Source organism: Shinella sp. (genome assembly GCF_052438155.1).
Classification (GTDB): domain Bacteria; phylum Pseudomonadota; class Alphaproteobacteria; order Rhizobiales; family Rhizobiaceae; genus Shinella.
This window is the reverse complement of sequence record NZ_JBQVPI010000060.1, coordinates 1-12,135: the sequence shown is the minus strand read 5'-3', so window position 1 is coordinate 12,135 and position 12,135 is coordinate 1. Positions and strand designations below refer to the sequence as shown.

Annotated in this window: 8 protein-coding genes and 3 pseudogenes; 4 read left to right on the top strand and 7 right to left on the bottom strand. The window is 61.8% G+C overall.

Annotation, left to right across the window (positions count from 1 at the left end; translation table 11 throughout):
* Nucleotides 1-361: pseudogene (locus ACT6VE_RS33605) on the bottom strand (transposase); the annotation flags it as partial.
* A 91-nt stretch (nucleotides 362-452) separates the two neighbouring features.
* Here ACT6VE_RS33605 and ACT6VE_RS33600 point away from each other — a divergent pair.
* Nucleotides 453-917: pseudogene (locus ACT6VE_RS33600) on the top strand (IS481 family transposase); the annotation flags it as partial.
* Between the two features lie 356 nt (nucleotides 918-1,273).
* Entirely contained in the window at nucleotides 1,274-1,897 is a 624-nt protein-coding gene (locus tag ACT6VE_RS33595) for a TerC family protein (RefSeq protein ID WP_444802515.1), read from the top strand.
* Between the two features lie 56 nt (nucleotides 1,898-1,953).
* Here the strand turns inward: ACT6VE_RS33595 and ACT6VE_RS33590 are convergent, their stop codons facing one another.
* On the bottom strand, nucleotides 1,954-3,981 hold the full coding sequence (locus ACT6VE_RS33590) for a beta-N-acetylhexosaminidase (RefSeq protein WP_444802517.1): 2,028 nt from the start codon (nucleotides 3,979-3,981) through the stop codon (nucleotides 1,954-1,956).
* A gap of 13 nt (nucleotides 3,982-3,994) precedes the next feature.
* On the bottom strand, nucleotides 3,995-4,468 hold the full coding sequence (locus ACT6VE_RS33585; protein ID WP_444802514.1) for a GNAT family N-acetyltransferase: 474 nt from the start codon (nucleotides 4,466-4,468) through the stop codon (nucleotides 3,995-3,997).
* Between the two features lie 434 nt (nucleotides 4,469-4,902).
* On the opposite strand from ACT6VE_RS33585, the gene ACT6VE_RS33580 reads away from it, so the two are divergent.
* Complete coding sequence (locus ACT6VE_RS33580) at nucleotides 4,903-6,045, top strand: alpha-hydroxy acid oxidase (RefSeq protein ID WP_444802516.1); 1,143 nt, start codon at nucleotides 4,903-4,905, stop codon at nucleotides 6,043-6,045.
* Between the two features lie 7 nt (nucleotides 6,046-6,052).
* Here the strand turns inward: ACT6VE_RS33580 and ACT6VE_RS33575 are convergent, their stop codons facing one another.
* The 4 genes from ACT6VE_RS33575 to ACT6VE_RS33560 form a co-directional block, all read right to left on the bottom strand.
* The gene (locus ACT6VE_RS33575) at nucleotides 6,053-7,087 is read right to left on the bottom strand and encodes a histone deacetylase family protein (protein WP_444802513.1); all 1,035 of its coding nucleotides are present in this window, start codon (nucleotides 7,085-7,087) and stop codon (nucleotides 6,053-6,055) included.
* A gap of 13 nt (nucleotides 7,088-7,100) precedes the next feature.
* Entirely contained in the window at nucleotides 7,101-8,489 is a 1,389-nt protein-coding gene (locus tag ACT6VE_RS33570; RefSeq protein ID WP_444802512.1) for a glutamine synthetase family protein, read from the bottom strand.
* A complete protein-coding gene (locus ACT6VE_RS33565) occupies nucleotides 8,486-9,859 on the bottom strand; it encodes a transaminase (protein ID WP_444802511.1) in 1,374 nt (457 codons plus the stop codon). Before ACT6VE_RS33565 ends, ACT6VE_RS33570 begins: the two co-directional genes overlap by 4 nt.
* A 78-nt stretch (nucleotides 9,860-9,937) precedes the next feature.
* Nucleotides 9,938-10,987, bottom strand: coding sequence for a helix-turn-helix domain-containing protein (locus tag ACT6VE_RS33560; protein WP_444802510.1), 1,050 nt, complete (start codon nucleotides 10,985-10,987; stop codon nucleotides 9,938-9,940).
* A gap of 269 nt (nucleotides 10,988-11,256) precedes the next feature.
* Here ACT6VE_RS33560 and ACT6VE_RS33555 point away from each other — a divergent pair.
* A pseudogene (locus ACT6VE_RS33555) lies at nucleotides 11,257-12,059 on the top strand (IS3 family transposase); the annotation flags it as partial.
* Nucleotides 12,060-12,135 lie beyond the last annotated feature (76 nt).

Genomic DNA, 12,135 nt, shown 5'->3' with positions numbered 1-12,135 from the left:
AGCATAAAACCCGCCGGGATGGATGCGGAACAGGCGGCACATCATTCGCACCGAAAACCGCTGTTGATGCTGGGCAACGAACGCGTACTTCACTTTGCACCCCTGGCGAAATACGCGGTGGCTTTTTTAATGTATCGCGTTCCTCAGTGAGGCGTGCCAGCTCCTTTTTGAGCCGCCTGATCTCCTCAGACTGGTCGTTGTCTTGGTCGCCGGATGCCGAAGAAAACTTCTTCTTCCACTCATAGAGAGAATGCTGGTTGACACCCAGCCGCTGCGAAACTTCCAAAACCGGATAGCCCTGCTCAGTGATCTGACGCACCGCGTCACGCTTAAAATCGTCGCTGAAATTAGCTTTGCCCATATCCGCCTCCTACCTCAAATTTAGGAAGGAAGACGTCTACAAATCTCGGGGCTATTCAGAGGTTGGAGGCGACATGGAGCCGAAGAAGAAGTTCGAAAATTATCCGATCGGCTACTTTCACGTCGATATTGCTGAGGCGCAGACGGCCGAGGGCAAGCTCTATCTCTTTGTGGCGATTGACCGAACATCCAAGTTCGCGGTCGCTGAGCTCTATGCCAAAGCCGGCAAGATGAATGCTGCCCAGTTCTTGCACAATCTGATCGCGGCAGTGCCCTACCCGCCTCGTGCTCCTTCAGAATGCCGATGATCTGTTCATCCGTGAAGCGGTTCCGCTTCATTCCCTGATCCTTTCAATGGGCCAGAGCTTACTTCAAAATGGATTATTTCAACGGGGCAAGGTCATCACGCACAACTAAAAAAGCATCTTGCCGACTTCATCGACGCCTACAATTTCGGGCGAAGATTGAAGACCCTCAAGGGCCTCACACCCTACGAGTTCTTCTGCAAGCAGTGGACTTTGGAGCCGGATCGATTCATCATCGATCCGATCCATTAAATGCCGGGACTAAACACTTTTATAGCGTTTGCCGAGACCACCGCCTTGGCTCCCATGTCGGCAATCGCCTCCTGCGAGGTATTGCGGCTTAGGCTGATGCGGATCGTGGCAGGGGCCTAAGCGGAAACGTCGAATGCGGTGGCCGCATAGAGCGCTGCATAAACGTTCACGCCCGATCAAATTTTGTTGAAATGCGCGTGTAAATCCGTGAAGGCTTCCGGGTGGCTGGATCGCTCGTGACGGCGGCTATCGCGGAGGTTTGCAGTCTCGCGGTGCCGGACTGATGCGCGAGCTCCATCCGTGACAAACGTGCCTGTTGGCCGCCAGCGGCTCGCTAAGACCAGATGGGGAGAAAAATGGAAATTCTAACGGCGGCCGGCTTGACGGCGCTTCTGCAGGTCATCGCTATTGACCTCGTTCTTGCCGGCGACAACGCCGTGGTCATTGGCCTTGCAGCCGCAGGCCTTCCGCCTGAGCAACGCAAGAAGGCTATCCTCGTCGGCATTCTGGCGGCCACTATCCTCCGCATTGCCTTTGCGACGGTTGCGGTTCACCTGCTGGCGATCATTGGTCTTTTGCTGGCGGGCGGTCTGTTGCTGCTCTGGGTGTGCTGGAAAATGTGGCGTGAACTGCGCACCGCTCATGGTGATGACGACGCTGCCCTCGCCGAAGGCGCCTCGCGGAAGACATTCTTCCAGGCGGCAACGCAGATCGTCGTCGCCGACGTCTCCATGTCGCTCGACAATGTTCTTGCCGTTGCCGGCGCGGCGCGCGAACATCCGAGCGTCCTTGTTATCGGCCTCGCACTGTCCATCGCCCTGATGGGCATTGCTGCAAACCTTATCGCACGCCTGCTCACGCAGCACCGCTGGATCGCCTATGTGGGCCTCGCGATCATTCTCTATGTCTCGCTCGACATGATCTATCGCGGGGCGCTCGAAGTCATGCCGTATCTCGCGAACGGAACAGCTGCTTTGTAGTTGCCCCCCGGCCGATGCCGGCTTGCCCGGCGTCGGCTACAAATCGATGTCCGGCGCTAGGCCAGGGGATAACCGTAGAGCACGGGCATGAGCCCGGCCGATGCCTTGAAGCGATCCCAGGATTTCCGCTCCTTCTTCGTCCAGCCCGTCTCGGCGACAGCCGAAAGCCGCGGGAAGACGAGGCGATCGAACACGGCGCGGTCGGTCATCGGCTCCGACCAGATGCAGGCCTGGACGCCCCGCAGATTCGCCCTCTGTGTGTCGCTCCACCCCGCGATGGGGTCGAAGGCGTAGGTCATCTCGGGCGCCGACCAGCCTGCCCAGCTTGCACCCGGCTCGTCCCAGTCTGGGCTATTGGCCATGTCGAGGTAGTAGGCCTGGCCGGGGCAAACGACCATGGAATAGCCTTCGCCGGCGAGCGCCGCGGAAACCTGCATGTCGCGCCAGCCGCAAAGATAGGCTTTTTCCTTTTCGATGACGTTGCCGTGCGCCGCCTCTTCCCAACCGCCGGTCACGCAGCCTTGCGAGGCGAGGAATTTCTGCACGCGCTCGAGGAAGATCGCCTGCAGCACGGCAGCACCCGAGCCGTCGATGGCGTCGGCGCCGTGCGTGTTGGTGATCACGTTCAGCCGGCGGGCATGGGCCTGCGCCACCGCATCGCCGTGGATGTCACGCAGTTTCGCAAGCGCCTGCGGAGAGCCGGACCAGGCGCCGATCGGCACCTCGTCGGCACCGACATGGATCGTCCTGAAGGGAAAGAGTTCGATCAGTTCCTTGAAGATCGTCTCCAGCACCGTATAGGTCTCTTCCCGGACCGGGTTGAGGCAATTGTCCGGGAAGCCCTGGACGGAATAGTAGCTGCCTTTCTCCTGCGGGTCGCGCAGTCCGGGAATGGCCTGCTGCATGGCAAAACAATGGCCGGGCACATCGATCTCCGGCACGATCTCGATGCCGAAGGTTTTGGCGTGGGTGACGATTCCGCGAATGACGGCCTTGGTGTAATAGCCGCCGCTCTTCTCCGGCCCTGTCCCAAGAAGGGGCGGGATGGCAAGGCCCGCGCCGCGCCAGGCGCCGATCTCGGTGAGGGCGGGATAGGCGTCGATCTCCACACGCCAGGCCTCGTCATCGGAGAGATGCCAGTGGAAACGGTTAAGCTTGTTCCAGGCGAGAATGGCCAGCAATTTGCGGATCTCGGCCTCGCCGTAAAACTGGCGCGCGACGTCGAGATGGAGGCCGCGCCAGGCCATGGATGGCGCGTCGGAAATCTGTCCTTCGCTCGGGAAGTTGTAGGCATCTGGAAAATGCCGCGCACCGCGCCAGATCTGCCCGAGCGTGACGAGGCCGTAGAAGAGCCCGCTGCGCGTTGAGGCGGAAATGGAGACAGAGGCGGGAGAGAAGGCGATCTCATAGGCTTCCGGTGCGAGGCCGCCCTTCAGCTGAAGATGAACCGGAAGGCCGCCTTCCGAAACGGGGCGGACGATGCCTTCGACGGCGAAGAGGGCCTCGGTCAAAGTGGTGAACGCCTGGGCCGCTTCCTCCGCCTCCGTGCCCGCTGCGACAAGCGTAAAGCCGGCTGGGACGGAGCGACGGCCGGAGACCGAAACGTGGTTCGGCCAGGGGATGATGGAAACCGGCGCCGGAGGAGCCGCCGGGACCGGATAGAACTCTACCCCGCGCTTGAGCGGCGCATTGCCGCCCGTGAGTCGGGTGGGGGCTGTCGCGACGGCGAGCGTGCGGCCGTCGCGGAAGGCAAGGTAGGCGCTTCGCGCGCCATCCGTCCAGTGCTTAAACGCCCAGCTCAGCCCATGCACGGTGATGGTCCAGCTTTCGCCCGATTCCAGCTCGAAACCATCGGGCGGCAGCAGTTCCGTGAAGTTGGAAAGCCGCATGCCGACTGCGCCGCCCTCGACATCCGTCGTCGGGTCGACCCGCCCGGGGCCGCTGACGCACAGCCGAAAATCGCGAAGTGTCGCTCCAGAATTGTTCTTCAGGCGCAGCGTATAGGCCATCGCCCGGTCATCCGTCGCCGGCGTCCACGCGGTTTCGAGCTCAAAGGCGGATCGGTTCTGCAAAGGCATGGTAATCTCTGGCCTGGGGTCACTGAACGTCGAGCATTCCGGCATAGACGCCGGGCGCGGAGTTGGGGATCGGCATGGCGCCGACCGTTTTTTCGTAGAAGGCCGAAGGGCCGACATCGCCGATGATGGCATAGCCGTAGCCCATGGTCCTGAGATCGAGGAGCGAGGCTAGCAGCAGGGCATGACCGATGCCGAGACCCCGCGCTTCCTCGTCCACACCCGTCGGGCCGAAGAAGCCGCGGGCAATCGATTCATGGCAGGCGAAACCGACCAGCCGTTTTGCGCGCGTTGCGATGAAGCAGGTGGGCGGTTGGCGCGTCAGGGCGATGGACGTCTCGCTCGCCCAGCCTTTGCCGAACCTTTGCGAGACCCATTCCGCCACCAGCTGGGCTTCAGGCGCCAACGGCCGACGGATCGTCACACCAGCCTTGGCCATTCTGGCGTCGAGCTCCGGGTTCGGGGTGAGGAGCGAAAGGTTGACGAGATAGTCCAAGCTGAAATTCCCTGGTTTGTGCGGCAATCGCGGACGTGGTTCGGGCGACCTGCTCGATCCCCTTCGATATCGGCCGTCAGGAGTGACGCGTCCTCCCTTTTGCTTCGGCATTTGTAGTCACTCAATTTGATTTAATCAAAAGGGTGCGCAGCGTTCTCGCTCAATGCGGGTGCATGAAATCTACGGGATTTGGGAAAGAGTTCGGCCGAAAAGCTCCGTGAAGCCGGCTGCCATCGCGACAAAGGCGCATGGTTTTCAAGGGCGAAGATCGAACTTCATCAGCAGGCAAGGCAGCCGGGGCGCCACCGAATTTCCCGCGGTTGCGCCGAGGAATCCGTTGCGAGCGACGAAAGTGCCTCGTAAAAGGTTGCTGCCCGGAATGAGCGGAGACCCCGGCGGTGGCGCCGGATGTTGCGAGGACAGACAGCATGAGTGTGAGCCAGGACCTGACGATCGCGGACCTCAAGGAGCGGGCCCGCCGCCGCGTGCCGAAAATGTTCTTCGAATATGCGGATTCGGGCGCGTGGACCGAGGGCACCTACCGGGCGAACGAAGAGGACTTCCACAAGATCAAGCTGCGCCAGCGCGTGCTCGTCGATATGAGCAACCGGTTGCTCGAAAGCGAAATGATCGGCGAGAAGGTTTCCATGCCCGTGGCGCTTGCCCCCACCGGCTTCACCGGCATGCAGCATGCGGACGGCGAAATGCTCGCCGCCCAGGCAGCGGAGGAGTTCGGCGTGCCTTTTACGCTTTCGACAATGAGCATCTGCTCCATTGAGGACGTGCGCTCCGTCACCTCAAAGCCCTTCTGGTTCCAGCTCTATGTGATGCAGGACAAGGACTTCGTCTATAACCTGATCGACCGCGCGAAGGCCGCAGGCTGCTCGGCGCTCGTGCTGACGCTCGACCTGCAAATCCTCGGCCAACGACACAAGGATCTGCGCAACGGTCTTTCCGCCCCGCCGCGCTTCACCCCGAAGCATCTGTGGCAGATGGCGACACGGCCCTTCTGGTGCATGGATATGCTCGGCACCAAGCGCCGCACCTTCGGCAACATCGTCGGCCATGCCAAGGGCGTTGGGGACCTTTCGTCACTCTCTTCCTGGACGTCGGAACAGTTCGACCCGCAGCTTTCCTGGAAGGATATCGAGTGGATCCGCGACCGCTGGGGAGGCAAGCTCATCCTCAAGGGTATTCTCGACGAGGAAGATGCGCGCATGTCGCTCGATAGCGGCGCGGATGCGATCATCGTCTCCAACCACGGTGGCCGCCAGCTCGATGGCGCAGCCTCCTCGATCAGCATGCTGCCGCGCATCGTCGATGCGGTCGGCGACAGGATGGAAGTCCATCTCGATGGCGGCATTCGCTCCGGCCAGGACGTCCTGAAGGCGCTGTGCTATGGCGCCAAGGGCACCTATATCGGCCGCCCTTTCCTCTATGGCCTCGGCGCGGGCGGCAAGGCCGGCGTGCGCCGCACGCTGGAAATCATCCGCAAGGAACTCGACATCACCATGGCGCTCTGCGGCGAGCGCGACGTGAAGAACCTGTCGCGCAACAACCTGCTCAAGGACCTCTGAAGGCGCGTCAGGCGCCTTCGAAACCCTGCAGGACATTCACCGCGTTGACGCCGAGCGCATCGACCGCATAGCCGCCCTCCATGACGAACAGCGTCGGCAGGCGGAAGTCGGAGATGCGGCGGCCGATCGTCAGGAAATGCTCGATCTCCAGTTTGAACTGGGAGATCGGGTCGTCCTTGAAGGTATCGACGCCGAGCGAGATGATGAGGGCGCTGGGCGCGTAGGCGCTGATCCTGGCATGCGCGTCTTCGAAGGCTGCAAGCCATTCCGGCCAAGCGGTGCCGGCAGGAAGCGGATAGTTGAGATTGTAACCTTCGCCCTTGCCGGTGCCGCGTTCGCGGGCATAACCGAGGTGGAAGGGGAATTCGAAATCCGGGTCGCCATGCAGGCTGGCGAGCAGCACGTCGTCACGGTCGTAGAAGATTTCCTGCGTGCCATTGCCGTGGTGGTAGTCCACGTCGAAGATCGCGACACGGCTGTGCCCGTTATCGAGGAAGCGCTGGGCCGCGATGGCCGCGTTGTTGAGGTAGCAATAGCCCCCGAAGAAGTCACGACCGGCATGGTGACCGGGTGGGCGGCAGAGCGAGAAGGCGGCTTTTTCGCCCGCCAGCACGGCATCGGCGCCGGCAAGTGCGGTATCGGCGGCGCGTTTGGCGGCCTGCCATGTCGTCTTGGTGATCGAGCCGGCCATGTCGAAGGAGTAATAGGAGAGGCGTGCGTCCAGCCCGGCGGGCGGAGCATTAATCATCGGCATCGATCGGTGGCGCCAGCTATAGGGCCAGACCTCGCCATCGCGGCCGGCGGCGCGCCATTCGGTAAAGATGGTTTCCAGAAAATCGAGATAGTCGGGCGTGTGGATGCGTTCGATTGCGGCGCGCGGATAGGACGTCGGCTCGACAATCGGACCGAGCCCGGCCTCCTTCACCCGCCGAAGCACGATTTCCGCGCGCTCCGGCTTCTCGAAGGTTTCGACGATGCGGCCGAAGGAAAGCTCCATGCCACTGTGATGCAGGTGATGGTCGGCAGTATAGAATGTCTTCATTACATCCGCCCGATCAGACGACTTCGCCGTAGAGCGTTCGTTCGAGTGCCGTCACTTCGCTTGCAAACCGTCGATACTCGGCGCGTTTGAGCGCGAGGTAGACGTGGTGCAGCTTCTCGCCGAGTGCCTCCTTGAGGAAGGAGGATCGAGTTGCCGTTTCGATGGCGCCACGCCAATCCGGCGGCAACTCGTCGCCTGTACTCTCGGCATAGGTCGTGGTTTCCGGGCCGGGGTCGGCTTTCTCCAAAATACCCTTGCGCATGCCGGCAAGCACCGTGGCGCCGACGAGATAGGGGTTGGAATCGATGCCGGCTGCGCGCTGTTCGAGGTGACGGCCGGCCGGGGCGCCGGCCGGAATGCGCACCGCGACGCTACGGTTGTTGGTGCCCCAGGTCGGCGTGGTCGGGGCGTAGCTCTGGGCGGAAAAGCGGCGCCAGGAGTTGAAGTGTGGCGCGAAGACGAGCATGGACTCCTGCATCGTCTCCAGCAGCCCGGCGACCGCCTGTTTCAGGAGGGGCGACAGCGTCTCGTCGCGATCGGCGAAGAGGTTGTTGCCCGCCGCATCGGCAAGGCTGGCATGCACATGCATGCCGGAACCGGCACGGCCGGCAAACGGTTTTGCCATGAAGCAGGCCATCATGCCGTGGCGCACGGCAAGGCTGCGTATGAGCCGCTTCAGCATGGTGATATCGTCGGCGGCACGCAACGCGCTGCCATGGCGCAATGTCAGCTCGAACTGGCCCTGGGCATATTCCGATATCATGGTTTCGACGGGCAGGCCCTGCGCCTCGGCACCGCGATAGACGGCATCGATGAAGGGCTCCAGCCGGTCGAGTTCGGTGACGCCGTAGACCTGGATTCCGTCCGGTCGTTCGCCGGAGAGCGGCAGGCGGAGCGGCTGGAAATTACCGTCCGCGGTGCGCTCGCGGTCGAGCAGGTAGAATTCCAGCTCATAGGCGAGCACGGGATGGTAGCCATCGGCTTCAAGCAGCTTGACCTGACGGGCAAGGGCGTGCCGCGGATCGGCAGCCATCGGCGCGCCGTCCAGTTCGAAGAGGGCAAGGCGCAACTCGCCGCGCGGCGGCGAGGTCCAGGGCAGGGGTACCAGCGAGCCGGCAATCGGCCAGGCGCGCCGGTCGGCATCGCCATCCGACCAGACGAGGCCGGTTTCCTCGACATCCTCGCCGGTGACGTCGAGGCCGAGGATCGAGCCGGGCAGGTGCCGGCCGGAGCGGAAGATCGGCAACAGTTCGTGCCGCCGGATGATTTTTCCGCGCGCAATACCATTGAGGTCGATCAGAACGAGATCGAAGGCTGTGATCTCTGGGTGGGCGGCAAGAAAGGCCTCCGCTTCGGAAGGATCCGCGGCTTCAGGCGGGCGGGCGGCGAGATCTCGGCTCATGCAGCGGCCCTCCGTTCCGCAAGGCGGCCGAGAACAGTGGCGAAGGCCTCGACAAGACCATCCGCCTGCTTTTCCGAAAGCGCTGGGCTGACGAGAACCATGTTGTGGAAGGGCGTCAGCAGGTAGCCGAGGTTCAACATGGACAGATGTAACGCAGCCTCGATCGTGTCGGAAGCGGCAGCGCGGGCTTCTGCCGCGTTGCGCACCGGCACGGCTGAGAAGACGACTTCCAGCCGGGCGCCAACGCGTGAAACCGTCCAGTCGAGGCCGGCGGCAGCGATTGCAGCCTTGAACCCCGCCTCGATGCGATCCGCGCGGGACTGCATGGTGCGGTAGGCCTCTTCGGTCATCACGTGCTCCAGGCAGGCGCGCAGGCAGGCCAGTTGCAGCGCACTGCCGGAAAGCGTCGTGCCGATGCCGGAATGGCCATGGCCGCTCTGTTCGCGCCGGATGACGTGCAACTTGTCCGAAATCGCCTGCGTCATGCCCCAGACACTGACCGGAACGCCACCGCCGATCGGCTTGCCCATGACGATGAGGTCCGGTTCGAGGCCATGCACCTTCGTGTAGCCACCAAGGCCGGTGGAGATTGTGTGCGTCTCGTCGATGAGAAGCAGCGTGCCGGCCTCGCGCGTCAGACGGCGCAGCGCATCGTGGAAGCCGGGGTCGGGCGGGATCATGCCACAGTTCGTCATGACGGGTTCGGCGAGCACGCAGGCAATGTCGTGCGCGGCAAGCGCCTTTTCCAGCGCGGCTTCGTCGTTGAAGGGAATGGAAACGGTCAGTTCGCCGAGATCGCGCACCTGGCCAAGCAGGTTGCGGCGCGAAATCGTCTTGCCGTCGACGAGATCGACCAGCGTGTCATCCACGGCGCCATGATAGCAGCCGTCGAAGACGAGCAACTTTGCCCGGCCGGTGACGGCGCGCGCCACGCGGATGGCAAAACGGTTGGCGTCGCTTGCGGTGGCGCCGAGTTGCCAGCGCGGCAGGCCGAAATGCTCCACGAGAAGGCGGCCGACGATCTGTGCGTCGGAGGAGGGCAGCATGGTGGTGAGGCCGCGTGTGCCTGCATTCTTCAGGGCTTCGAGAACGGGGGCCGGACCATGGCCGAACATCGCGCCCGTGTCGCCGAGGCAGACGTCGACAATTCGGTTGCCGTCGATATCGACGAGTTCAGCGCCGCTTGCCTGATCGATCACGACGGGAAAGGGGGTTGGCCAGTCGAGCATCCAATGCTGCGGCACGCCGTCGAAGAAGCCCGATGTGGCCTCGTCATGGGCTGCGGCGCAGCGCGGCCGTTTTGCGCGAAAAATCTCCGATTCCGCCTCGACAAGCGCGTGGGCACGCGCCTCCAGGTTCGCCCTCTCCATCCCGTTCTCCAGCAGGTCATTCAGCAAATGTGATCACATATTGGTTGATGTGATTTCAAGTGTCAAACGACAAGATGGTTACAGTGTGCTGACGATGCGCAGCCAATCGTGCACGGAGGTGGCCGATTGTTTTTCGGCCGGGCCAAGGGAGAGGGGGCCGCGATCGCCCATGTCGCGTACCTCGCTCGGGCTCATGCCGAACTGGTTGCGGAAGGCGCGCGAGAACGCGGAAATATCAGCGAAACCGCAGGCATAGGCGATCTCTCCGACGCCGCGTTTGCGATCGTTCGTCAGCATGTCGAAGGCTGCACGAAGCCGACGCGTGCGGATGTAATCGGTCACGCCGCCAATCGGTTCGAACAGGCGGTACAGCGAGGCACGCGACAGGCCGAACATCTTGCAGAGATGATCCGGGCCGAGATCCGCCATGGCAGTATGCTGCTCGATATAGCGGCGGATCTGCATGATGACGGCGCCGCGCACGGTGGGGCCGGACTGCTGTCGCTCGGTTATCTTCGGTCCGACCAGGTTCGTGACGAGATTCGCTGTGGCGGTGACGATCGTCGGCGCCTCGGCCTGCGTGATGTCCGGAAGGTCTTCGAAAAGGGCGCGAAGATGGCTGCCGATCAGCCGGGCGGTGCTCGTCGATCGCTTGAAAAGCAGACCGTGCAGGCCATCGTTCTGCACATCCTTGCTGAACAGCAGGTGGCGCGGCAGCACCAGCGTCAGGTTGTGGCAGTGCTGCGTCTCGCTATGCATGGGCCGTGTCAGATCGAAGATGGAAACATCGCCCGCTTCGACCCGTATCGTTTCACCGTTGACGGTGCGCAGATCGCTGCCGGCAAGGGTCACCTGCACGAGGATGAGGTCGAGCCCGCTGCGGGCGATGCGGGAAGGGTCACGGGAAAAACTGTAAGTAGTACCGAGCATGTCGGCGACGAAAAACAGCGCCGGTCCCATGAAGTAGGTGGAGAGCTCGGCGCGAAAATCGTCAATCCGTTCCGGTGTTGCAATGGTCGTGCGGAAGACCGGATCCAGCGTCTCGGCAAAGAGCTGGCTCGCCCGGCGGCAATCCGCGCCGGGCGCGGCAGATATGGAGTTGGTCGGCAACTTGGCGGCGGGATTCATTGCATCTCACGACAGTCGAACAACAGGCGGCATGACCTATCAAGGGATGGATACGGGCGAAAGTTCCTGTACGGAGTAATCAAAATTTGCCCACCGCTCAATTTCACCCCCGGCAATCCCCGTTGCCCATAATGACGTCTGGTTTTTCCAAAAAATTCTTACAAAAAGAAAGCCGGATATGAGGATCCGGCTTTTTAGGTGACGTTAATATTGAGTGGCCCCGAGATATGTAGACGCCTTCGTGCTAAATTTGAGGCAAGAAGAGCATCATGAGCAGGTCGAATTTCAGTGAAGAGTTTAACCGTGACACTGCGCGCCAGATCACCGAGCGGGGCTACCCGGTTTCGGAGGTTTCGCAGCGGCTGAGTGTCAGCCAGCATTCTCTCTATGAAGGGAAGAAGAGGTTTTCTTCGACGCCCGGTGCCAAGGCAGCGACCAGTCAGAGGAGATCGGGCGGCTCAATAAGGAGCTGATCCAGATGACCGAGATATCTAAAAAAGGCGACCGCGCATTTCGCCAAGGATGCAAAGGGAAGTACGCGTTCGTTGCGCAGCATCAACGCCGGTTTTCGGTACGCGCGAAGGGCCGCCTGTTGCGCATCCATCAGCGGCTTCTACGCTTGGCTCCAGACGCCATTGAGCAAGCGTGTCTGCGAAGACAGGTGGCAAATCGATCTGCTCCGGAAGGTCTGGGAGGAAAGTGGTAAAGTCTATGGCGACCGCAAGCTTCACGATGATCTGCTCGATCACGGCGAGACGTGCTGGCCGAACCGGGTTGCCGCCTGACGTGAATTGCCGAGATAAAAGCTCAGATCGGCTACAAATGTCGTCCCGGTAGTTATGGTGGCAGGCCTCGCGTTGCCATCGACAAGACGCTCGACCGACAATTCGACGTCGAGGCTACGGACAAAGCCTGGGGCACAGACATCACCTACGTCCAGACCTGCGAGGGTTTCGCCTATCAGGCCGTGGTGATCGATCTGTATTCCCGCCGTATCATTGACTGGTCGATGCAAAGCCGACAGACGATGGATATCGTGCTGCAGGCTTTGCCGATGGCTGTCTGGCGCCGCTGCTCTGATCCCCAAAGACTGGATCGTTTTTGATTGGAGTTTTTCGCGCTAGATTCCCGGCTGGGAACAGGAGCGG